This is a genomic window from Nonomuraea diastatica, assembly GCF_004349015.1.
GTDB lineage: Bacteria > Actinomycetota > Actinomycetes > Streptosporangiales > Streptosporangiaceae > Nonomuraea > Nonomuraea diastatica.
In genome coordinates this window covers 1-21,807 of the sequence record NZ_SMKP01000186.1, presented here as the reverse complement: position 1 = coordinate 21,807, position 21,807 = coordinate 1, and the positions used below count along the sequence as shown (strand labels likewise).

29 protein-coding genes and 2 pseudogenes are annotated in these 21,807 nt (G+C 68.9%); 24 read left to right on the top strand and 7 right to left on the bottom strand.

What is annotated here, in order from left to right:
- Positions 1–66: 66 nt before the first annotated feature.
- The 5 genes from E1294_RS42300 (at position 67) to mltG (ending at position 4,683) form a co-directional block, all read left to right on the top strand.
- Positions 67–549 carry a PPOX class F420-dependent oxidoreductase gene (locus E1294_RS42300; RefSeq protein WP_132516780.1) on the top strand — a complete coding sequence of 161 codons (483 nt, stop codon included), beginning with the start codon at positions 67–69 and terminating at the stop codon, positions 547–549.
- Between the two features lie 1,354 nt (positions 550–1,903).
- Positions 1,904–2,635 (top strand): recombinase family protein, encoded by a 732-nt coding sequence (locus E1294_RS57575; RefSeq protein WP_342775145.1) that lies wholly within the window; start codon positions 1,904–1,906, stop codon positions 2,633–2,635.
- A 157-nt stretch (positions 2,636–2,792) separates the two neighbouring features.
- Positions 2,793–3,017, top strand: coding sequence for a hypothetical protein (locus E1294_RS42285; RefSeq protein WP_132516774.1), 225 nt, complete (start codon positions 2,793–2,795; stop codon positions 3,015–3,017).
- Positions 3,018–3,223: 206 nt separating this feature from the next.
- On the top strand, positions 3,224–3,736 hold the full coding sequence (locus E1294_RS42280) for a SigE family RNA polymerase sigma factor (RefSeq protein ID WP_132516772.1): 513 nt from the start codon (positions 3,224–3,226) through the stop codon (positions 3,734–3,736).
- On the top strand, positions 3,733–4,683 hold the full coding sequence (mltG, locus tag E1294_RS42275) for an endolytic transglycosylase MltG (RefSeq protein WP_132516770.1): 951 nt from the start codon (positions 3,733–3,735) through the stop codon (positions 4,681–4,683). Before E1294_RS42280 ends, mltG begins: the two co-directional genes overlap by 4 nt.
- Here mltG and E1294_RS42270 read toward each other — a convergent pair.
- The 5 genes from E1294_RS42270 to E1294_RS42260 all read right to left on the bottom strand — a co-directional run bounded on the left by E1294_RS42270 (position 4,578) and on the right by E1294_RS42260 (position 7,639).
- The gene (locus E1294_RS42270; protein ID WP_425465260.1) at positions 4,578–5,324 is read right to left on the bottom strand and encodes a Tn3 family transposase; all 747 of its coding nucleotides are present in this window, start codon (positions 5,322–5,324) and stop codon (positions 4,578–4,580) included. The genes mltG and E1294_RS42270 overlap by 106 nt on opposite strands.
- A gap of 82 nt (positions 5,325–5,406) precedes the next feature.
- Positions 5,407–5,568: a Tn3 family transposase gene (locus E1294_RS58500; RefSeq protein WP_425465259.1), complete on the bottom strand. Its 162-nt coding sequence runs from the start codon at positions 5,566–5,568 to the stop codon at positions 5,407–5,409.
- 413 nt (positions 5,569–5,981) lie between these two features.
- Positions 5,982–6,140 carry a hypothetical protein gene (locus tag E1294_RS53515; protein WP_165977782.1) on the bottom strand — a complete coding sequence of 53 codons (159 nt, stop codon included), beginning with the start codon at positions 6,138–6,140 and terminating at the stop codon, positions 5,982–5,984.
- Between the two features lie 3 nt (positions 6,141–6,143).
- Positions 6,144–6,266, bottom strand: a complete 123-nt coding sequence (locus tag E1294_RS57570) for a hypothetical protein (RefSeq protein ID WP_281284591.1) — start codon at positions 6,264–6,266, stop codon at positions 6,144–6,146.
- Between the two features lie 146 nt (positions 6,267–6,412).
- Positions 6,413–7,639, bottom strand: a complete 1,227-nt coding sequence (locus E1294_RS42260; RefSeq protein ID WP_132516768.1) for a PAS domain-containing sensor histidine kinase — start codon at positions 7,637–7,639, stop codon at positions 6,413–6,415.
- A 267-nt stretch (positions 7,640–7,906) separates the two neighbouring features.
- Here E1294_RS42260 and E1294_RS54210 point away from each other — a divergent pair, with 267 nt between their 5' ends.
- The 10 genes and pseudogenes from E1294_RS54210 (at position 7,907) to E1294_RS42220 (ending at position 13,868) form a co-directional block, all read left to right on the top strand.
- Positions 7,907–8,173: an RNA polymerase sigma factor gene (locus tag E1294_RS54210; protein ID WP_132516766.1), complete on the top strand. Its 267-nt coding sequence runs from the start codon at positions 7,907–7,909 to the stop codon at positions 8,171–8,173.
- Positions 8,173–8,646, top strand: a complete 474-nt coding sequence (locus tag E1294_RS42250; protein WP_132516764.1) for a Clp protease N-terminal domain-containing protein — start codon at positions 8,173–8,175, stop codon at positions 8,644–8,646. The genes E1294_RS54210 and E1294_RS42250 overlap by 1 nt, the downstream gene beginning before the upstream one ends.
- A 120-nt stretch (positions 8,647–8,766) precedes the next feature.
- Positions 8,767–8,931 (top strand): annotated as a pseudogene (locus E1294_RS56605) (Tn3 family transposase); the annotation flags it as partial.
- Positions 8,932–9,025: 94 nt separating this feature from the next.
- Positions 9,026–9,385, top strand: a complete 360-nt coding sequence (locus E1294_RS56600; RefSeq protein WP_246083676.1) for a transposase — start codon at positions 9,026–9,028, stop codon at positions 9,383–9,385.
- 128 nt (positions 9,386–9,513) lie between these two features.
- Positions 9,514–10,626, top strand: coding sequence for a MerR family transcriptional regulator (locus E1294_RS42240; protein WP_220448251.1), 1,113 nt, complete (start codon positions 9,514–9,516; stop codon positions 10,624–10,626).
- A complete protein-coding gene (locus E1294_RS42235) occupies positions 10,626–11,939 on the top strand; it encodes an MFS transporter (protein ID WP_132516758.1) in 1,314 nt (437 codons plus the stop codon). The genes E1294_RS42240 and E1294_RS42235 overlap by 1 nt, the downstream gene beginning before the upstream one ends.
- A gap of 182 nt (positions 11,940–12,121) precedes the next feature.
- Positions 12,122–12,595, top strand: coding sequence for a hypothetical protein (locus E1294_RS42230; protein WP_132516756.1), 474 nt, complete (start codon positions 12,122–12,124; stop codon positions 12,593–12,595).
- A 7-nt stretch (positions 12,596–12,602) separates the two neighbouring features.
- Entirely contained in the window at positions 12,603–13,064 is a 462-nt protein-coding gene (locus E1294_RS42225; RefSeq protein ID WP_246083674.1) for a MarR family winged helix-turn-helix transcriptional regulator, read from the top strand.
- Positions 13,048–13,398 (top strand): MFS transporter, encoded by a 351-nt coding sequence (locus E1294_RS55055; RefSeq protein WP_220448249.1) that lies wholly within the window; start codon positions 13,048–13,050, stop codon positions 13,396–13,398. The genes E1294_RS42225 and E1294_RS55055 overlap by 17 nt, the downstream gene beginning before the upstream one ends.
- Positions 13,323–13,868, top strand: a complete 546-nt coding sequence (locus E1294_RS42220; protein ID WP_220448248.1) for an MFS transporter — start codon at positions 13,323–13,325, stop codon at positions 13,866–13,868. The genes E1294_RS55055 and E1294_RS42220 overlap by 76 nt, the downstream gene beginning before the upstream one ends.
- A 39-nt stretch (positions 13,869–13,907) precedes the next feature.
- On the opposite strand, the gene E1294_RS42215 is transcribed toward E1294_RS42220, so the two are convergent.
- Positions 13,908–14,546 carry an endo-1,4-beta-xylanase gene (locus E1294_RS42215; RefSeq protein WP_342775146.1) on the bottom strand — a complete coding sequence of 213 codons (639 nt, stop codon included), beginning with the start codon at positions 14,544–14,546 and terminating at the stop codon, positions 13,908–13,910.
- Between the two features lie 47 nt (positions 14,547–14,593).
- Entirely contained in the window at positions 14,594–14,752 is a 159-nt protein-coding gene (locus E1294_RS53510) for a hypothetical protein (RefSeq protein ID WP_165977778.1), read from the bottom strand.
- A 353-nt stretch (positions 14,753–15,105) separates the two neighbouring features.
- On the opposite strand from E1294_RS53510, the gene E1294_RS42210 reads away from it, so the two are divergent.
- From E1294_RS42210 to E1294_RS42170, 9 genes and pseudogenes are all read left to right on the top strand, one after another.
- Positions 15,106–16,701 carry a sensor histidine kinase gene (locus E1294_RS42210; protein WP_220448247.1) on the top strand — a complete coding sequence of 532 codons (1,596 nt, stop codon included), beginning with the start codon at positions 15,106–15,108 and terminating at the stop codon, positions 16,699–16,701.
- Between the two features lie 65 nt (positions 16,702–16,766).
- Positions 16,767–17,195: a roadblock/LC7 domain-containing protein gene (locus E1294_RS42205; protein WP_246083673.1), complete on the top strand. Its 429-nt coding sequence runs from the start codon at positions 16,767–16,769 to the stop codon at positions 17,193–17,195.
- Positions 17,192–17,548, top strand: coding sequence for a DUF742 domain-containing protein (locus E1294_RS42200; protein ID WP_132516752.1), 357 nt, complete (start codon positions 17,192–17,194; stop codon positions 17,546–17,548). The genes E1294_RS42205 and E1294_RS42200 overlap by 4 nt, the downstream gene beginning before the upstream one ends.
- Complete coding sequence (locus E1294_RS42195; RefSeq protein WP_132516750.1) at positions 17,529–18,128, top strand: GTP-binding protein; 600 nt, start codon at positions 17,529–17,531, stop codon at positions 18,126–18,128. Before E1294_RS42200 ends, E1294_RS42195 begins: the two co-directional genes overlap by 20 nt.
- Positions 18,125–19,384, top strand: coding sequence for a cytochrome P450 (locus E1294_RS42190; RefSeq protein ID WP_132516748.1), 1,260 nt, complete (start codon positions 18,125–18,127; stop codon positions 19,382–19,384). The genes E1294_RS42195 and E1294_RS42190 overlap by 4 nt, the downstream gene beginning before the upstream one ends.
- 143 nt (positions 19,385–19,527) lie before the next feature.
- Entirely contained in the window at positions 19,528–19,977 is a 450-nt protein-coding gene (locus E1294_RS42185; RefSeq protein ID WP_132516746.1) for an RlpA-like double-psi beta-barrel domain-containing protein, read from the top strand.
- 10 nt (positions 19,978–19,987) lie between these two features.
- A complete protein-coding gene (locus E1294_RS42180) occupies positions 19,988–20,596 on the top strand; it encodes a cell wall protein (protein ID WP_132516744.1) in 609 nt (202 codons plus the stop codon).
- 10 nt (positions 20,597–20,606) lie between these two features.
- Positions 20,607–21,374: a MauE/DoxX family redox-associated membrane protein gene (locus tag E1294_RS42175; protein WP_132516742.1), complete on the top strand. Its 768-nt coding sequence runs from the start codon at positions 20,607–20,609 to the stop codon at positions 21,372–21,374.
- An 81-nt stretch (positions 21,375–21,455) separates the two neighbouring features.
- A pseudogene (locus tag E1294_RS42170) lies at positions 21,456–21,807 on the top strand (hypothetical protein); the annotation flags it as partial.

Here is a 21,807-nt window from a genome sequence, read left to right as displayed (position 1 = left end):
GGCGGCCCAGCTCACCCCCGTAACCTGACCAACCGTCCCCACCAGCACAGATAGGATTCGATTCACATGAGCGACACCGAGACGAACTCCGGCCCCGCCGAGCCCCGCATCCTCACCGACGCGGAACTCAGCAGCCTGCTCGGCGGCCAGCAGTTCGGCGTCCTGGCCACCGTCAAGCGCAGCGGCCACCCCCACCTTTCCACCGTCATATACAACTGGAACCCCGCCGAGCGGATCATCCGCGTCTCCACCACGGAGGGGCGCCTCAAGGCCCGCCACGTCCGCACCAACCCCCGCCTGTCGCTGCACGTGAACGGGCCGGACATCTGGTCGTTCGCCGTCGCCGAGGGCGACGCGGAGGTGTCCGAGGTGACCACCGAGCCGGGAGACGCGGTCGGCAAGGAGCTGCTGTCACTCACGCCGGGCTTTGAGGACCCGGCGGACGAGGCCACTTTCCTCCGGCAACTGGTCGACGAACGCCGTGTGGTGATCAGACTTCATGTCTCGCGCCTGTACGGCACAGCCCTGGACATCCCCGCTGAGGGATAGGGGTGTTCACGAGTAGTGTGATCAGGGCCGATACCGGCCGCCGGAACAGTCTTACGGAACACCACGACCTGGGCGTCCATCCCGGCTGGCCGGTGTTCCGATGGGAGATCCCCTTACGGAACACCACTCTGATCACCCTTGCCCACTCGGGGCAAGGGGAACCGAGCTTGAACGCTCGCCCCGAAACTCTTCAGCGATTACCGAGAGTTACATTTCCTCCGGTGACACGGACCCCGAGCGGCGGGAGGTCTACCGCGCCGAGGGCGCCGGCTGAGCGCGTCGGCCGCAGCTATTCCGGTCGTGGGCCGGGCCCTGCGCGGGCAGCACCCGCGTCGGCCGGGCGGCCAGGGGCTCATAGGTGGCGCAGCTCGACGATGCCCCGGTAGACCAACTCGGCGTCGTCGCGCCGGGCTTAGCTTGTTCTTTATGTGCGCCACGAGCGCAGAAGGTGAGGTTGTTGTGTAGGTGACCTTGCTTGATGCGGTGCTGTGCAGGAGATGAAGGTCTGGCCCTTCGGCGTCGCCCTGCGGGGGGAGATGCCAAACCGCCCCAGAGCTGCGTTGGCTGAAGACCGTCGTGGTGAGCGTCTGGGGAAAAGGCGTACGTGATGCGTCAGGTGGGGACCGGGAAGGCGAGCGCGAGCGAACCGTCCGAGGACGCGTCGAAACAAGTAGATGACATCGAAACCGGGCTGGTTAAAAGGGCCCGGGATGCACCTGGCGGGTGCCCGTCTATTGGCCAGGTGGTGTCCGGCGTAGAGGCGGCGCGAGTCCGGTCTGCGGCTTCTGCATGGAAGGTGGGAAGGCGGATGCCGACATCGTCGTCCCGGGCCGTGTGTGGTCCGGGTGGGCGAGAGGGAGCGTGCCGGGCGGCAGAAAGCGTGAGGCGTTGAGTACCGTCGCGGCGTCCGCCGGCGGACCGGCTCGTAGTAGTGGTGAAGCCCTGTAACGGGGGTGGAGCGAAAAGGGGCCGGCTCATCTGTCGATCCGTTTCACGCGATCAACCGGGCGATGGCCTGGGAGGAAGCGGGTGAGCATGTCGGAACCGCAGGACAAGCCGTTCGCTATTTCGAAGCGGCTGGTGTGGGAGGCATACGAGAGAGTCAAGGCCGACAAGGGCGCCGCCGGAGTGGACAGGCAGTCTCTGGAGGATTTCGAAGCCGATCTGAGGAACAACCTCTACAAGATCTGGAATCGGATGTCGTCGGGGACCTGTTTCCCGCCTCCGGTGATGGCGGTGGAGATACCGAAGGCTGGGGGAGGGACGCGCGTTTTGGGCGTACCGACCGTGGCCGACAGGGTCGCCCAGACGGTGGCGGCGCTGGCGCTGGAGCCTCGAACGGAGTCGATCTTTCATGACGGCTCCTATGGGTATCGGCCCCGCCGCTCTGCGCTGGATGCGGTGGCCACGTGCCGCCAGCGGTGCTGGAAGGGCTGGCCAACGCCACTATCCAGCAGCGGCTGGTGCCGGTCCGACTGTTCTACGACTTCCTCATCGAGGAGGGTTTGCGCGAGTCGAACCCCGTCGGGCGTGGCCGCTATACCCCGGGACGCAAGTTCGGCGGCTACCAGCGTGGCCTGGCGCCCCGACTGACCACGCTGCCGTGGATCCCTACCGACCAAGAGTGGCTGGACTTTCTGGAAGCGGCCAGGTCCGAGCCACCGCGCAACCGCGTGATGCTCGCGCTGGCCTACGAGCCGGCCCCCTCGCCGGAATCTACGACCCGGCCGGGCACGGCCGCATGCTATTCGCGTTCTTCACCGCCATGGCCGAGACCGAGCGAGAAGCGATCCGTGAGGCCACGCTGGAAGGACTGGCCGCCGCAGCCCGCAAGGGCAACCACGGCGGCCGCCCCGCCGTCATCACCGACGACATGGTCCACACCGTCCTACGGCGCCGCGCGGCCGGCGAACCCGTCGAAAAGATCCGCAAGGACCTGATCATCCCCACCGGCAAACGCAAAGGTCACAACCCCTCCCTCGCCAGCATCTACCGCGCCCTCGCAGAACACGCGAAGTCCCAGCGCCACCCCGACGCTGCCGAACAGGCCCGCGCCGAGTACGCCGCCTTCCACAAAGGGCTCTAACCTCGCTGACCCACGGATCAGCCGTCAGCACCAACAACCACGACGAAGTCCTTCTACCTCGGCGCGGAACACCACGTCACTGCAGGTCAGAGGCGGGTTCGTTGGATTCTGCTCCATTGCTAATGGGACCCCCTCGCCCGACACGCCCATCGAGACCATGACCGAGCCACCGGAGATCTTCCAGCGGGAAGTCCTGGGCCGCCACGCGCTGCCAGACCGGCTCGACGACCAGGACCGGCACCCCGGAGACCCGACGCCGGCTCCGGTGAAGACCTCAGATCCCAGCCAGAGCAGCAACGGAACGTCCCTCAGCGGGCGGGTGAGCTGCCGGATCGGCAGGTACGACGACAGCCAGCGCGTGTGGTCGCCGGCGAGGTTGTAGGCGGCCGGGAGGGTCGGGACCACGCACGCGGCGACCTGGGCGGTGGTCACGGTGAGCGGGACGGCCGCGCGGGGCCGCGGCCCGGGCCGCTCTGCGGGCCGGCCCTTAGGAGCGCTGAATAGCACCGAGCGAGAAACCTCGATCGTGCCGGCATAGATCGACGTGCTACCCGCGTCCTTGCCTGTGAACATCACGAGGAGGATTGGGTGGATCCAGGATTTGAGGCGGCCTTCCGGCACTTCGTCGCCGACCGATCGGGGGCGCTGTTCCGTACCGCGTACCTGCTGACCGGTGACCGGCACGCCGCCGAGGAGCGGGTGCAGTCGGCCCTGGTCAAGACGGCCGCAAAGTGGCGCAGTCTGCGCGATCCGGTCGCCATCGAGGGATACGTCCGCCGTGTCATGTACCACGAGCAGGTGAGCTGGTGGCGGCGACGGTCACGCGTCGCGGAGGTGCCCACCGGATGGCTGCCCGACCAGATCGGTGACGGGCACGCCGACGTTGTGGACCTTCGCATGGTGATGCGCGCGGCCCTCGCCCGGCTTACACCCCGGCAGCGGACCATGCTCGTGCTGCGCTACTTCGAGGACCTCTCCGAGACCGAGATCGCGCGACTGCTCGGCGTCAGGGTGGGGTCGGTACGCAGCCAGATCTACCGCTCGCTGGAACGTCTGAAGAAAACGGCACCTGAACTGACCACCGTGAGGGAGTTCGGATGAACATCGAGAACCTGCTGCGTGAGACTCTCGCCGACATGGCCGACGAAGAGCGGCCACCCGCGCCGGGTCGGTATCTCCAGGTCCGCGAGCGCCGACCGCGTCGCCGCGGCCTCGCCCTGGTGACGGCGTCGGCCGTCGCCGCGCTGGCCGTCGGATCCACAGTCGTGGTGCAGGGGATGTCGTCGCGGGCCCCCGGTGATGTCGCCGGACAACAGAACGCCGTTCCGCACGTGGCCCCCGAGCGCCGACCGGCCGTCACCGTGACCGTGGTGGAAGGGATGCGGCTCTCACAGCTCTTCAAGGTGCTGTCGTCGCTCACCGGCAGGCCGGTGGCGGAGTTCGAGAAGGCTGCCAAGGACGACACGGTGCTCGGCCTGCCGCCCTATGCCAAGGGGATACTCGAAGGGTTCGCCTTTCCCGGCACCTACGAGCTCTCCCCCACCATGAGTCCGGGCGAGATCCTTAGGGCGATGGTGGCCCGGTTCGGGCAGGCCGCCGAGGATACCAATCTGGTCGACGGCGCCAGGCGTGCTGGCAGAACGCCGCTGGAGATCCTGACCATCGCCAGCATCGTCCAGGCCGAGGCGGGCAGGCCCGAGGACATGCCCAAGATCGCCCGGGTCATCTACAACCGGCTGAACCGGAAGATGCGGCTGGAGGTGGGCAGCACGGTCTTGTACGGCCTGGACAAGTACGGCGTCAGCGCAAAACGCGAGGACCTCAAGAGCCGGTCGCCGTACAACACCTACAGGCGTTTCGGCCTGCCGCCCAGCCCCATTGGCAACCCAGGGGACGACGCCATCAGGGCCGCGTTGAAGCCGGCCTCCGGCTCTTGGCTCTTCTACGTGACGATCGACCCGAAGAAGGGCATCACGAAGTTCGCCGACTCCCAGTCGGACTTCACCAAACTGGTCGAAGAACGCGACAAGAAGCACGGAACCCGGTGACGTACCGAACGGCCATCGCGATGATCCTTTGAGTATCGACCGCCGAGATCACTCCAGATAAAGACACCGTCTTCATTCACGACGACGGAAGAAGCGTCCTGGGACAGCGCTGCCGCTCCGAGCGGCCGCAGGCCCTTGTCCGGGGACCAGGAAGCGATCGCGTAGCGGCCCAGGACGTCGAGGTGGGCGTGGCCCAGCGGAGACAGCCGGGCCACGTGCCCGTCCTTGACAGGCACACCCTGAGCACGCAGCTGGTCCACGATCGCCGACAAATACGTCGAATCCCATAAAACCACGGCATTGAGCACGAGCCCTAGCGCCGCTAGCTGATCTTCCTGGCCTTCGCGGTAGGCCTGCCGGATCTTGCCAGCGTTGCCGTGGCAGATCTTGCGGGTCAGACGGTGCCGGGACTCCTGGACGCTGAGCTGCTTGCCCAGGCTGCGGCGGTAGCAGGTATCGATCAGGTCCAGCATGCTCAGCAGGTGCATCGTCTTGCCGATGCGGCCGCACTCGGCGAACGCCTGCCTCAGCGGCGTCGGAGAACCCTGGCGGGCGAACATGCGCAGCAGGTCGTAGGCGCGCATGTGGTTGGTCACCAGTGACCCGGCGACGCGGAGCATGTCCCGCCACTGAGTGGTGATCTTCTTGGTGTTCAGCTTCTTCCGGGCAATCGCCTCCAGTACCCCGTAATCGCTGGCGGTGCCGTCGGGCAGTTCGGCGCGATCAGAACCGCTGGTCGCCCAGATCGGCGAAACGGGGCGCGAACCGGTAGCCGAGCATGGAGAAGATCCCGAACACCATGTCGCTGTTTATATGGACACCGTCAAGGGCTGCGCCTTGGTTACCCATCGCCCAGGCAGAGACGTCGATCTGCCGCGTGGTCATTACGGCGGTGCGGCTTCCGGTTGAACTCTGCGCGCATGCCATTAAAGATAATCTTCACCGTCCTGCTCCGGCTCGTACCGTCTTTGGCCAAGGCACTCAACGTGCCGGCACCCGCGCTGCGCAAACCAGGCTCGGTCTGGGCGGAACTGGCCCGCCCCGGCCGCCGACGGCGGGATACGTGGGCCGAACGCGGTGCGCGGCCTTGTGCACGTGGCTGAACAGCCCCATCTCCGCGCCCTGTTGCTCGCCCTTCTGCGATCTGGGCATCCACGTCTGCGTCCTGCGGTCCCCGACGCAACATGATGTGAAGATCAGCTGACTGCCTCACGTGACAGAAAGGGTCATCGCGCTCTGACCTGCGGGAGGAGACCGTCAACCCAGGTAACGATGGAAGGTGGATCATCGCGGTGGGCTCACGGCAGCTGCCCGCTCTCGTCCAAGAACGCCGCCAGGGCGGCGTCGCGCAGCGCCACGCCAGCGGCACCACGGAAACGAAACACTAAGCTCGCCGCCCGGGCCTCGCCGGTGTCCGGCAGCGCCACGAACCAGGCGCTGTGCGACGTGGCTGGCATGGCTCAGCTGCTGTAGTACTGGCCGGCGTCGGAGTCGTCGCTGGTGTCCTGGCTGTAGCTGCCCAGCGTGCTGGCCGCGAACGAGCCCGCATGCGCCAGTTGCGGAGCCTTAACACCGGACGACATTGGAGTTACGCTCCGATCATCCGCTCGTACGGACCGTCCGGAAGGATGACTGTGATGGTCAGCCGCGCTGGTCCGCCCGCACGAGCCCGTAGATGCCGCCAGCAGCAGGGGCACTACGTCAGCGCCGCCCAGACATGGTGCGGACCTTAGGAGGCTAGGGGCAGGCGCAGGACAAAGCGGGCGCCGTCGGCGTGATCGGCCACGTAGAGATCGCCACCGTAGGCTTGGGCAATCTCTCGAGCGATCGGCAGTCCGAAACCGGAGCCACCTGAGTCCAATCTCCGGGCCAGGTCCTGTCGGTATAGGCGGTGGAAGATCCTTTCGCGGTCCTCCGGCCGGATGCCGGGGCCGTCATCTATGACCTCCAGAATGGCGAACGACGGGGGGTCGGCGGCGACCACGATCTCGATCTTGCTGGTGGTGTGCCGCTCCGCATTGGCCACCAGATTGGACAGCAGCCGGGCCAGCCGCACTCGAGATGCCCGGACCATGACGTTGTCGCTCAGATGGGTGACGACGTTGGCGTTCGGCGGGTGGGCCTCCAGTTCTTCCATGGCCAGGTCCGCCAGGTCAACCAGGTCGGTGGTGGGCGGAGTCGCCGTGTAAAGACGGGCCAGGACGAGCAGGTCGGTGACGACGTTGTTAAGCCGCTCGACGTTGTGATGCAGCGTTTGCAGAGTCTGGCGCAGATCGGCATCAGGGTCAGCGAGAGCCACCTCCATCTCGGTCAACAGGCCCGTGATCGGATTACGCAGATCGTGGGTGGCGTCGAACAGGAAGCGCTGCTGATGCTCGATAGCCTCGTGCAGCGCCGAGACAGCTCGCTGCTCCTGGCGGTATGCCTGTTGCAGCCGCGAGCTCAGCTCTACAGGGTCGGGGACCTGCCCGGGGATGCGGACGCCCACCCGCGTCGCCCCCGCCCTGGTGGCGCCGGCCCCAAGTGAAGCGCGCACCTGTTCGAAGAGGCCGGTCACGTCCTCCACCACGACGACGATCCACCGCACCCCGCCTGCCGCGTCGAGCATCGGAACGTTCAGCAGGCACCAGTACCCTTCCTCGAAGGCACCCGGACGATCAGGCGCCTCCATCCCGTGCCCCAGCAGCGGCACGACGTCGGCTACGCCGGTGTTCACCACTCGCTCAAGCGAAGCACGCACCTCTGTCACCCCAGACGCTTCCGGATCACCGAGGACGCGGAGTTTGCCAGGAAAGCTGGTGAAGGCGTCTCGACCGACCACGTCCTCCCGGTCGCGTCCAATCACTCGCACATACGCGTCGTTGACAGCCACGACGACCTGATCCGGAGTGAGAACCACGCAGGGTGACGGCACCGCCTCGAACACCGCCCGATAATCGACCTGCGCCCCCATCATGGGATCCACCTACCCAAAGGGTTGAGGAATGTGCGAGACCGGATCCCCTCACCAAGAACAGCGTTGGCGCTGGTCACGACCTGGGTACGCGAACGGCACAGGCAGCGAAGGATAGCCGAGGTCATCGCGTGCCTGCCGAGGGGCAGCGTGTACGTCGACCGGGCGGACGGCGTACGCGTCCACGTTGGTTCCGCTGATTCGGCGGCCGCGGCGGAGGCCGGTGATGGATGATGTGGACGACACCTCGCAAGGCAGGAGCAGACCACCGTGACGCCGCCTCCCCGGCCTCCAGCCGGCGACGACGGCGCCGAGTTCGCGCAGTGGTACCGCCGGGAGTTCCCTGACCTGCTGCTGTTCGCGCACCGGCTGGGCGCGCGCTGGCACGAGGCGTTCGACTTGGCGCAGGAGGCGTGCGCGAAGGCCTTTCCGCGCTGGCCGGAGATCGGCAAACCGCGGGCCTACGTGCGGGTCGCGATCAGGAACGTCTACTTCAAGAAGAGCCAGGGGGCAGGGAAAGCGAGCTCGACCTGGTGATGCCCGTCATCAACGACATCTCCTGCCCGTTCCAGCGGGCAGCACTGCTGGTCGCCCACTGGTCAGGGGCCCGCCGCGACGAGATCCGGCACCTGCCGCTGGACAGCCTTACGGCTCGTGCTCGGCAGGCGCTCGACCTGGCCAAACAGGAGGCCAGGACTTTGAGCCATGACCGCGTCACCGCCGATCACCTCCTGATGGGCTTGGCCCGCTTGGACGAGGGCGTGGCCATCATGACGCTCAGGAGCCTCGGATGCGACCTCACTACACGCGCCCAGGAGACAGGCGTCGACCTCGACCACGTCGTGGAACTGGCCCGCCGTGAGGCCGCTGGGCTCAAGCACCGGTATATCGGCACCGAGCACCTTCTGCTCGGCCTGCTATGCGAGGAGAAAACGGCTGCTGCCCTGGGTGTTGACCTGCGACAGACCCGTGCTCAGGTCATCAAGGTTCTGCATGGCAGGGCGCTCTGAGCTCGCTACAGCGATTCGCGACCGTTGGACTCCGAGCCGGGGTCGCTTGACAGTGTCCACATAAAGTCGCTGGTCGGGTTCGCGTTCTCCTACTTGCTGGAATTCAAGCTGCTGCCGCGGATGAAGAGGAACGCCCACCAGAAGCTGGTGAAGGCCGACGCCGATGATCAGGTCCCATCCTGCCTGAGCGGCATGGTGGCCGACAAGCCGATCGACTGGGAGATCATCGCTCAGCAGTACGACCAGATGGTGAAATACGCCACCGCCCTGCGGCTGGGCACGGCCGAGGCCGAGCAAGTGCTGCGACGCTTCACCCGCGGCGGCCCCAAACACCCCCACCTACAAGGTCATCGAGGAACTCGGCAAGGCGGTCAAGAGCGTGTTCGTCGCCGAGTACGTCGCCGCCTCAGAGCTGCGCCGCGAGATCCACGAGGGCCTGCAGGTCGTGGAGAACTGGAACTCCGCCAACACCGACCTGTTCTACGGCAGCGCCGGCACCATCCCCGGCAGCGACAAGGAGCATCAGGAGGTCTGCATGCTCAGCCTGCACCTGCTGCAGTCCGCGCTGGTCATCAACACCCAGCTCCTGCAAGCCGTCCTACGAGATTCGGCCTGGGCGGCCAAGCTCACCGACGAAGACGGGCGCGCCCTATCACCGCTGTTCTGGGCCCAGGTCAACCCCTACGGCCGATTCCGCCTCGACATGGACAGCCGTCTCGATCTCGGGGTCAGCGCGTAGCGATTGCCAGGTAGCTCGGAGCGGTCCTGCCAAGGCGCGTGGAAGGGTGGTGATGTTGTTGACCTTCCCCTTGGGTGAAGCCCCAGCATCGTTGACACCGGTCGTCGTGGCCGGGACGAGGAGGAGTGGTGCGGGAGCTGCTGACGATCGGAGCGTTCGCTCGGGCAGCTCGGCTGTCGCCGAAGGCCCTGCGGCTCTACGACGAACTCGGGCTCCTGCCGCCGGCCGCCGTGGATGGCGATTCGGGATACCGGTTCTACGATCCGGAGCAGTTGGAGCGAGCCAGGTTGATCGCCTGGTTGCGGCGTCTGGGCATGCCCTTGACCCGTATCCGGCATGTGTGTGATCTACCTGCGGAGACAGCTGCCGAGGCGATCGCCGGCTACTGGGAGCAGCTCCAGGCCGAGACCGCCGCTCGCGGCCGGTTGGCAACCTTCCTCGTCGACTACCTGACGGGAAGAGGCAGCTCTGTGGACGATTCCGCGACCATGCTCGGGATCCGTTACGTCGCCCGCTCGGAGTCGGGACTGGTGCGGATGAGCAACGAGGACACCGCCTATGCGGGCCCCCGGTTGCTGGCGGTGGCCGACGGCGTCCGTGGCGGAGCCGGAGACCTCGCGAGCGCGACCGCCATCGAGGCGCTCAAACCGCTGGAGGCTCTCGCCATGCCCGCCGAAGACCTCCTCGGCGCGCTGGCTGACGCGGTCGACCATGCCGACGCCCAGATCGGGACGATCGCCGCAGCATCATCGGATGGCGAGGCCGTCACCACCCTGACCGCACTGCTGTGGTCCGGCTCCCATCTGGCGCTAGTGCACATCGGCGACACCCGCGTCTACCGCCTGCGAGACGGTGAGCTCTCCCAGATCACCCATGACCACACCTTCGTCCAGTCCCTGATCGACGAAGGACGACTGACCCCCGATGAAGCGGCCTCGCACCCGCAGCGCTCACTGCTGGTGCGAGCACTGACCGGCACAGGCGGGACGCATCCGGACCTGTCACTTCACCGGGCCGCTGCCGGTGACCGCTACCTCTTGTGCTCCGATGGGTTGTCGGCCGTCGTCTCGGCCGCGTCCCTGCAGAAGGTGCTGGCCGAGGAGGACGGCCCGCAGCAGGCACTCGACGAATTGATCGCGCAAGCGTACGCCGCAGGTGCTCCCGACAACATCGCCGGTGTCGTCGCCGACGTCGTACCGCTGGACGCTGCGGATGCCGCGCATAACGTTCCCAGCCGGTGATGCGCGCCCCTAGGCTCAGGGCAGGACACGGCATCATCGTCGATCGCCGGCCGCTGAGGGTCGACGCATTTCGGCGGTTGTGGGTGGCGTCAGTGGTGTGCGCGGTGGGCGGGTCGTTCAGCCTGGCCGCGATCCCAACGCAGTTGTTCACCATGACCGGGTCATCGGCGGCCGTGGGTGCCTCGGCCGTCGTGTCGTTCGTCGCGCTGGTGGTGGCGGCTCTGTGGACAGGTGCTCTCGCCGACGTCAGAGACCGGCGAACGATACTCCTGGCCGCGCACTGCGGCCTAACGTTGACCTACGCGGCCTTGTGGACTCAGTCTGTGCTGGACGCCCGATCCGTCCCGATCCTGATGATGCTGGTGGCTTGCCAGGGACTGACCTTCGGATCGATCATGACGACGATGGGTGCCGTGGTGCCCCGCCTCGTCCCGGTCGAACTGCTCCCAGCGGCCAACAGCCTCAGCTCGCTGGTCCGCTACGCCGGGTCGATTTTGGGCCCTGTGCTCGCCGGCCTTCTGATCCCGCTCGTCGGGCTCGGCATCCTGTACCTGTTCGACGCGCTCGCGCTGCTGGCCGTCGTGTGGGCCGTCGCCAAGTTGCCCCGCTTGGAGCCAGCCCGAGCATCGAACGTTCCGGCCGAACCGCACCGCGGGAATCATCCGACCATCGCTCAGATCCTGGCTGGGTTCCGGTATCTGGCCGCCAGCCGACTGCTCGTGGCAGTGCTGGCGGTCGACCTCTCGGCGATGGTCTTCGGCATGCCGATCGCACTTTTCCCCGAACTGGCCCAGCGCACCTACGGCGGCCCGGCTGGCGGCGGCCCGGCACTGGGACTGCTCTACGCCGCCTACCCAGCCGGGGTGTTCGCGATCGGTCTCCTGTCGGGCACCTTCACCCGCGCCCGCCGCCATGGCGCTCTCATGGCGGCAGCCGCTGCCGCGTGGGGCATCACTGTGGTCGCACTCGGCTTGGCGGCACAGCTGTGGATCGCGCTGATAGCACTCGTCCTCGGCGGAGCCGTGAACTTCGTGCTCAGCACCTTCCGCAACGCCATCTTCCAGGCCCTTACCGACGACGCCATGCGCGGCCGGATCCAAGGAGCGCTCACTGTTGTCCTCATCGGTGGACCGCAGCTCGCGAACTTGCTGCACGGGACCACCGCGTCGCTCCTCGGGCCCCGAACAGTGATTTGCATCGGAGGTCTACTGACTACCATGGCCGTCGCCGCGATCGCATGGCAAGTTCCCGAGCTGCGTTCCTACACGATGTTCATCCCCGAACCACGTCGTGACCCAGACCGCTCAGCGTGATCCGCGTTGGCCTCGCTCCAGCTTGGAACGCGATCGGTGTTCCGTTAGGGGATCCCTCAACGGAACACCACCCGGGCCGAGGGTCGAAGCCCACGCGGGGCGCGGGCGTGTGTCCTGTCCGGGTGAACCTTGCATCGTCCGGACTTATCTTGCGGGCGCGGGGGTGGTCGCATTTGGCGTGGGTGACGGTGTTGGGTCCCGCCAAGGCGCAGATCGACTACCGGCTGCGCGAGGGCGCTGGTTGCGACCAGATGACCTACCGGCTGACCGACGGCGAGGCGGTGCCGGCCGTGGCGGAGGGGGAGAAGGGCTGCGGCCTGACGTGGATCGGCGCCGGTCTGGCCGGGCTGGGAATCGACGGGATCACCGCGGGCGCGCCGCTGACTCCCGAGCAGCACGAGGCCGCCCGCACGTTGATGGACGGCTTCCACCCGGGCACCGGCGAGCGGCTGGTGGAGCCGAAGAAGGCGGCCAGCCCGCTGTCGCAGCTGGTTGGTGAGCCGTTGCCGGCGGCGCTGCAGCAGGCCGCCGGCGAGCGCGCCTGCTCGGTGGAGGAACTGGTCGCTGGAGTGAAGTGGGCCGTGGCGCGGGCCGGGAGGCTGGAGCGCGGGGTGGCGCGGCGATGCGTAATCAGCTTATATGAGCAGGTGATATAAAGGGCTTATGGATTCGGAACCCATCAGCCACCTGGAGCTGGCCGCCGGCCTCGGCCGGGTCAGGACGATGATGCGCCTCATCGACGTGCCCAGAGACCTGTCGATCACCGCGCTGTCCACGCTGGCCAACCTGGAACGCCTCGGCTCCCGCCGCCTCACCGACCTGGCCGCGCTCGAAGGCGTCACCCAGCCCGCCATGACCCAGCTCGTCTCCAGGCTGGAGCGCGAGGCGCTGGCCGAGCGACTGGCCGACCCGGCGGACGGGCGTGTCGTGGTCGTCGCCATCACCGAACACGGGCGGGCGGAGCTGGCCAGGCGGCGGAGCACGCAGGCCAAGCGGCTGGCCGAGCTGCTCGCCGAGCTCTCGGAAGCCGACCGCGCCGCCATCGCCGCCGCCCTGCCCGCCCTCGAACGGCTCACCGCCCGCGCCCTCGGCACCACACCGCCCGCCCATGGAGCGGCCGGATGACGCAGGCCAACGCGGCGGGCTGGGCATCGCGGTCGGCCCGCTGCTCGGCGGCGCGCTCGGCCACATCAGCTGGCGCGGCCCGTTCTACGGCGTCGCGGTGCTGATGGCGTTCGCGCTGGTCGCGACCATCCTGCTGGTACGCCCCCAGCCCAAACCCCCTCGCAAGACCTCGCTCCTCGATCCGCTCAAGGCCCTGCGCCACCGCGGCCTGCTGATCATGAGCCTGACGGCGCTCTGTTACAACTGGGGGTTTTCACCGTGCTCGGCTACGCCCCCTTCCCGATGGAGCTGGACGCCATCCACCTCGGGCTCGTCTTCACCGGCTGGGGCCTGATGGTGGCGATCTTCTCAGTGGCCGGCGCGCCCTGGCTGCAACGGAAACTCGGCCTGGCCCGTACGCTCTACGGCAACCTCGCGCTGTTCGCGCTGGTCGTCTTCGTCATCGCCGCCTTCACCGGCAGCCGGCCGGTCCTGATCACCGCGGTGATCGTCGCGGGCGTCTTCATCGGCGTGAACAACACGCTGACCACGCAGGCCGTGATGATGGTCGCGCCCGTGGAGCGGCCCGTGGCCTCGGCGGCGTACGGGTTCGTGCGCTTCATCGGCGGTGGGCCGGCGCCGTTCGCGGCCGGCAAGCTCGCCGAGCACCTCAACGTGCACGTGCCGTTCGTCATCGGCGGCTGCGCGGTCCTGCTCGGCATCGGCATTCTCGCCACCGGCCACCGCGATCTGGCACGCGCCGAGCGCAACCAGGCCGGGGCCGACGCCCACGCGGGCGAACCGGCCGGAGCCACCACGAGCTGAGGTCGCCGACCCCCTCCAGCGGCTCCGGCGCGGCACAGGTCATCGCGCCCGCGCTCCGAGCAGCGCCCGGTAGGCGGGCTTCGGCGCCAGGTCCTCGTCGAGCAGGCACGCCGCCCCCTCGCCGTCGAACCAGCCCGGCACCCACGAATGGCGGTCGGTGAAGCCCCAGACGGTGAGCTCCTTGCAGGCCTCGACGCTCAGGCAGTCGGTGAGCGCCCGGCGGTAGTAGTCGGCCTGGGTGGTCAGCTTCTCGGGGGTCACGGGCAGCACCATGCGCACGTCCAGCTCGGTGACCGCGATCTCCAGGCCCAGGTCGGCGAAGCGGCGCATGACGTTCGCCCAGTCGCCCGGGTAGTCGTACTGGATGCCGAGGTGTCCCTGGAAGCCGACCCCGTGGATGGGCACGCCGCGCGCCTGGAGGTCCTTGACCAGCGAGAGCGTGGTCTCGATCTTGGGGGCGTTCCATTCGAGGTTGTAGTCGTTGATGAACAGCTTGGCGTGCGGGTCGGCGCGGTGGGCCCAGCGGAAGGCGTCGGCGATGTAGCCGGGGCCGAGGTTCGTCAGCCAGATGTTCTGCCGCAGGCTGCCGTCCTCCTCCACCACCTCGTTGACCACGTCCCACGCCCTGATCTTGCCCTTGTAGCGGCGGACCTGGGTGGTGACGTGGTCGCGCAGGATCCGCTTCAGCTCGGCCGGGGTGATCGAGCCGTCGGCGACGCCTGCGCTCAGCCATGCCGGCCGCGCAGGGCGGCGATGTCGACGGCGGTGCCGATCCTGATGCCGTGCTGGTGAGCCACCCGCAGGTCACGCGGCGGGCGCGGGCCGGCGTACGCGGAAGCGGGCAGGGCGAGCACGAGCGCCAGGGCGATGATGAGGGACTTCACCGGCGACCTCCGATGCGAAGCGTTGCAGGATCTTTCCGGATTCTCCGAAATTTTCTGATGCATAGCGATAATTTCAGCGATCGCGGGAAACGTAAGCGCTCGGCAGCCCCTCGTCAACACCCTGTCCACGCCGGAAACCCCGCCTTCACTTCATACGGAGAAATATCGATCTTTGCGGTGATACGGGTGAGGCGTGAGGTTACGGCGTTGCTGTCTGTTCTTAATGGTGCGCCGATGCTACGGTTTGTCCCCAGCCTGCTACGCGATCAGTCGCGAGGCGGCAACACAGCGTTCCCTGCCGGAACGCCTGGTTCGACTCGCTCGCCTGGCCGTCACGGCCTTGAGGACCACCGATGTCAGCACTTGCCCCTCCCCCCGCTCCGCGAATGTTCACCCCGCGGCACCGCGCCGCCCTCGCGTTACTCGGGGGACTGGTCGTCACGGTGCCGGCCTGGCTCTGGGTGGTCTCGCTGGCCCCTTCCGGCGCCACGGGTCTTGTGGCGGCCGTCGGCGGAGTGGCGGCGGCCCTGCTGTCCTGCGCCGCCGCCGCGCTCGCTCACCAGCAGGCAGCGACCCGCGCACTCCGCGAGCAGGCAAACCAGGACGGCCTGCGCGTCGCCCTGCTGGAGCGGGAGGCCCTGCGGCTGACCGAGGAGACCCTGCCGGAGCTCGGCGGCCAGGTACGCGAGGGCGTGCCCACGGTCGACGCGCTCACCAAGGTGGCACAACCGTCCGACGACCTGCTCCAGCGCCTGGTCGAAGCGGCCGGCCACGAGCTCGACCTGCTCGCCCGCGAGGCCGCCGCCGCCCGCGCGGCAGGCGCGTCGCTGGAGGCCGAGGTCGTCAGGCTGGCCGACGAGGCGCTGCCTGAGCTGGTCAAGCGCGTCCAGTCGGGCCACCAGCCGGTGGACGCCGCGCTGAAGGAGGTGCGCCAGCCGGTGCACGGCCCGCTGCGCGGGCTGCTGAGCGAGACGGCGCGGCAGATCGGCGAGGGCGAGCGCAAGGGCACGGCGGCGATGCGCGCCTGCGCCGGCGCCGCCGCCCGCGTCCAGGCCCAGGCGACCAGCCTGCTGGCCCGGCTGCGCGAGCTGGAGGAGCGGTACGGCGACCAGGAGGACATCTTCGCCGACCTGCTCGACCTGGACCACCGGGTCTCCCAGACGGGCCGGCTGGCCGACAACATCGCCCTGCTGAGCGGCGGCCGGTCGGGACGCAGGTGGACCAGGCCGATCGCGATGGAGAGCGTGCTGCGCGGCGCCATGGGCCGCATCGGCGCCTACCGGCGCGTCCGGCTCCACTCGACCAGCACGGTCGCGGTCGCCGGGTACGCCGCCGAGGGCGTGATGCACGCGCTGGCCGAGCTGATGGACAACGCGGCCGCCTTCTCCGCCCACGGCACCGAGGTCCACGTCTACGTCGAGGAAGAGGACAACGGCGTCGTGGTCACCATCGAGGACAGCGGCCTCGGCATGCGTTCCCGGGAGCGGCACCGCGCGGCCAAGCTGGTGTCCGAGCCGCTCGACCTGCGGATGGTGTCGGGCACCAGGCTGGGCCTCGCCGTGGTGGGCCGCCTGGTCGACAAATATGGTCTGATGGTCAGCTTCCGGCCGTCGGCCAGAGGCGGCACCGGCGTCGTGGTGCTGATCCCGCGCCGCCTGATCACCCAGCCGCGCCCGGACGACGAGCCGCCGGCCGCCGAGCCGCCCGCTGTGCCCGCCATGTCCGCCGTGTCCGCTGTGCCCACCCCCGCGCCGCCGGCGCCCGAACCGGAGGACGAGACCCGGGGGTCGCTGCCCAAGCGCCGCCGCGGCCAGACCCTCGCCGAGGCGACCAGGGACAGACCCGCCCCGGCCGCCGAGCACGTACGCGACGGCCGTGACCCGGCCGCCAGGCTGGCCGCGTTCCGCCAGGCCGGCGGGCGCGGGCGCGCCACGAACCCCGACTCCTGACCGGCTTTCGATTCACAGATAGGAGGCAGGGGCCAACGTGCGGGACGCGCGCCCCATCTTTCCCGATGAACTCTACGGACGCCTTGACGACCACGGACAGCAGCCTCGACTGGCTGCTGGAGAACCTCAGGGAGAAGACCCCGGGCATCGCCCACGTGCTGGTCCTGACCAGGGACGGGCTCAAGCTCTGCCACACCTCCGGCCTCGACCAGGACCGCGCCGACCAGCTCGCCGCGCTGGCCTCCGGGATCCAGAGCCTCTCCGTGAGCGCGTCCGCCGAGTTCGGCACGGCCATCGGGTCCGGGCAGGCGATGGTGGAGTTCCCCGGCGGCCTGCTGCTGATCGTGCCCGCGGGCGCGGGCGCCCATCTTGCCGTGATCGCCGCGGAGGACGCCGACGTCGGCCTGGTCGGCCACAACATGAACGAGCTGGTCGAGCAGATCGGCACCTACCTCAGCGCGGCGCCGCGGCCTGCGGCCGGCGGTTCCAGATGAGGCAGCGGCCCGTCGACGACGAGGCTCCCGACCGGCTCTACATGGTCACCGGGGGACGCACCCGCGCCGACGAGAGCACCTTCGACTCGGTGTCGCTCATCGTCAGCGAGTGCGAGCCCGCCCCCGGCATGCAGTCGGAGCACGTGAAGATCCTCCGGCTGACGCGGCGGCCCACGGCGGTGGTGGAGCTCTCCGCGCAGCTACGGCTGCCGGTCAGCGTAGTGAAGATCCTCCTGTGCGATCTGCTGGACACGGGCCGGATCACCGTACGCCATCCGTCCGCGCTGCGGTCGGCCGACGGGCCGAGTCCGGAGCTGCTGAAGGAGGTGCTGGTTGCCCTCCAGAACATCTGAGCGCGCACCGCTGCGCGCGACCGCCGCGGACGCGCTGAAGATCGTGATCGTGGGCGGCTTGGGAGTGGGCAAGACGACCATGGTCGGCGCGGTGAGCGAGATCCGCCCGCTCAGCACCGAGGAGGTCATGACCGAGGCGGGCGTCGGCATCGACGACATCCGCCGGGTGCGTGGCAAGGCCACCACCACGGTGGCCTTCGACTTCGGCCGGATCACGCTGACGGAGAGCAAGGTGCTCTACCTGTTCGGGGCGCCCGGCCAGCAGCGCTTCTGGTACGTCTGGGACCAGCTCTTCTCGGGCAGCCTCGGCGCGGTCGTCCTGGTGGACACCCGCAGGCTGCAGGACTCGTGGTATTCCATCGACCGGCTCGAACACCACCGGATGCCCTTCGTCGTGGCTGTCAACCGGTTCACGGACGGGCCGGGCGTGGACGCCGTACGCGATGCCCTGTCGCTGCCGCCCTCGGTGCCGCTCGTCGACTGCGACGCCCGGCTCCGGCACTCCTGCAAGGACGTGCTGGTCACGCTGCTGCGCCACCTCACCACCTGGTACGCCCCCGCCCAGGAGACCATGTCATGACGGAGAAGGCCGCGCTGTCCGGCTATCCCGACCACGCCGGTGCCGTGCCGCTCTACGGTCCGGCCCTCGACGAGGACCCGGACGAGCTCTACCAGCGGCTCCGGCGCGAGCACGGCACCGTGGTGCCGGTGCTGCTCGACGACGGCGTGCCCGCGTGGTTCGTGATCGGCTACCGCGAGCTGCACCACGTCTTCGGCATGCCGCACCTGTTCGGCCGCGACTCCAGGCGCTGGAACGTGTGGGAGCACGTGCCCCCCGCCGGGTCCCTGATGGCGACCTTCCGCTGGCAGCCGACGGTGTTGTTCGCCGAGGGCGCGGAGCGTCAGCGGCGTACGGGCGCGATCGGCGACGCGATCGACGCCGTCGATCGCACGGAGCTGGCCATGCTCGCGGAGCGGGTGTCCGACCGGCTGATCGACGGCTTCGCCGGCGACGGCGAGGCCGACCTGGTCGCCCAGTACGCCAGACGTATCCCGGCCCAGGTCATCGCGCGGCTCATGGGGATGCCCGACGCCGACATGGACGACGTGGTCACGAACGTCAACGTGGTGCTCGACGCCACCAGCGAGACCTACGCCGCCTACACCTGGCTCCGCGACAGGATGAGCACGCTCATGGCGGGCAAGCGTGACGTGCCCGGCGACGACATCGCCTCGCGGCTGATCGCCCACCCGGCGGAGCTCAGCGACGAGGAGGCGGACATGGATCTCGGAGTGATGCTCGTCGTGGCCAACACCCCGACCGCGGGCTGGATCGGCAACACGCTCCGCCTCATGCTGGTCAACGACCGGTTCTCGGTCACCTTGCAGGGGGGCCGCAGCAGCGTCGGGCAGGCGATGAACGAGGTGTTGTGGCGGGACCCGCCCCTGCGCAACGCGCCGGGGCGCTGGGCGACGCAGGACTGCGAGCTGGGCGGGCGCCGCATCCGCAAGGGCGACCTGCTGGTGCTCGGCCTGGCCGCCGCCAACGCCGACCCGCAGGTGCGGCCGGCGGACGAATCCGATCCCGGCGCGAACCGGGCCCACATGTCCTTCGGGCACGGCGAGTACAGCTGCCCCTATCCCGCGCCGGAGCTCGGCGAGGTCATCGCCGAGACCGCAGTCGAGGTGCTCCTCGACCGGCTGCCCGACGTGGACCTCGCGGTCTCGCCGGACGCGCTGCGCTGGCGGCGGTCGTTGTGGATGCGGAACCTGGAGACGCTGCCGGTGCACTTCAGCCCGACCGCTCCCCGGCAGGGCTCCTGGGACGCTGGTTAACTCCGGAAGTGCAACATACCGGGCGAATACCGACTCAATTGGGATATTGACGAAAAATCCTTACATGGTACTCATAGATCGAGTCGGAAAGCTTCAGCACCTCCTCAAGGTTCGTCCGGAGCTCACCCCCTAGGAGGACGCGCATGGCGCGTAACCCATCCACCGACCCGCCCATCGACTTACTCGGCCCCGTCCAAGGAGAAGTCTCCTGGTTCTGCTGCGGCACCGCATGGGGACCGTGCAGCAGCACAGGGAAGGGCGCCTGCGGCACCTGCAACTCGGGAAGCCTGCAGCACGCCTGGCCGAACGCCTCCGACGCCTGCTGGTCGATCACCCGCCCCGACCGCTGCGGCGTCAGCCTCTCCCGCAGGACCTGCGGATTCCGGCACCGCACCACGTCCCTGTGCGGCGGCGCCAGCGTCGTCACCGCGATCGCCGACTGCGGCCCGCAGACCGACCTGTTCTGCGGCGAGCGCAGCTGCTGCGGCTCGACCTGCGCGAACAACCGGCTGATCGACCTCACCCCGGCGGCCTACAGCCGCATCGCCAGCCTCTCCACCGGCCTGCGGCCGTGCGAAATCGCGACCGGATAGGGGGCCGACGATGAGAAGCAGAAGAGACCTGCTCAAGTCCGCCGTGCTCGGCGGCGGCGCCGGCGTGGTCGCCGCCACCGCGCTGGGCTCGCTCGGCCCCGAGGCCGCCTTCGCCACCTCCGGCACCACGTCCGGCCCCGACCTCGAACCCGGCACCCCCGACCCCGACTTCGCCGAGGGCCGCATCCGCTCGATCAAGGACAACACGCTCTTCGTCCTGGGCTCGAACATGGTGTTCCACCGCATCAGGGTCGTCGACGGCACGAGCCTGTGGAAGCTGGGCCCCGTCCCGTTCGACCAGGCCAAGCCCGGTGACGGCCTCTACGCCCGCGGCGTGCGCATGCCGGACGGCCTGCTCGCCGCCGAATCGGTGTGGCTCAACATCGTCAACATCAAGGGCCACATCACGAACATCAAGGACCAGACCCTCCACCTCGACCACAACGGGCAAGAGGTGCTCTGCCACGTCGTGGCCGGGAAGTCGGTCGCGATCCGGTCCGACGCGCCGCCGTCCGCGGACCTGTCGATGCTGAAAGTGAGCCAGCACGTGCAGATCCTGGGTGCCTGGCGGCCGGACACGAACGAAGTCGACATCGCCACCGTCTTCTCCCCGCACTAGGAGCGTCCACATGCACGGGATCGCCGCGTCGCAGCCGTACGTGATCGCCCTCTTCCTGGTCTGGGCGGGCCTGATGAAACTGCTCAGCCGGCGGATGCGGGCGGGGGCCGGGCACACCGCCCTGGCCCGGCTGGTCGGCCCGGCGCGCGCGGTCCCCGCGTTCCGGCTCGTGGCGCTCGCGGAACTCGCGGTGGCCGCCGCGCTCCTGCTCCCACCCCTCCTTCCGCTGGAGGCCGCGGCCGCCGCGGCGCTCTGCGCCGGCTTCCTCGCGTACCTGGCCTACGCGCACGTCGCCGCGCCCACGGCATCGTGCGGGTGCCTCGGCGCCCACTCCCGCCCCGTGGACCTGCGGGCCTTCGCCCGCGCGGCGTTCCTGCTCGTCGCGAGCCTCCTCGCGATCCCCGCCGACCCCGGTCCGCCGCTCACAACGCTTGCCCTCGCGGAGACCGCCGTCCTGCTGGCCCTCTCGGCGGAGCTGGACCGCCATTGGCTCATCCCCTTGCGGTGCCTCCTGGTACGGCTGCGCCGCCCCCTCGCCGTTCCCCCACCGGCGGAGGTCCCGCTGGCCACCTCGCTGCACCTGCTCTACCGCAGCCCCGCGTACTGCTCGGCGTCCGCGCAGCTCACCACGGACGTCCAGGACACCTGGGACGAGGACGGCCTGCGCTTCGTCGTCTACGGGGCACGCGAGCGGACGGCGGTCTTCGCCGTCCCCCTCACCGGCGACGACCCCTCGGCCGTCCGGGTCAGCCTGGTCCGCGAGCCGACCGGGGTCTGACAGACTTCCGCCCGTGGCTGCCGTCCGCAACATTTCCGGGGCTGGTGGTACAGAAGTGATGAATTCCCCCACAATGGGGTGATGGGATTTCCTCCGCAGCCCCCGCAACCACAACCCGGCCACGGTCCCCCGCCCGGTCAAGGCGGCTACGGACCTCCCCCGAGCCAGGGCGGCTACGGACCTCCTCAGGGTCAGGGCGGCTACAACCGCGAAGGCGGTTACGACCCGTCGACGGTCCCGGTCTCGCCGTACGGCCCGCCCGGCTACTCCGGCCCGATCCCGTACGGCTCCCCGCCTGACCAACCCAACAAGGCGCTGGTCATCAGCGTGGTCGCCGCCTTCGCGGTGGTCCTCCTGGCCGGCGGCGGATACAGCGTGTACGCCTACACGAGCGCCCCGGACCCGATCCCCACCGTCGCCCTGCCTGTCTCTG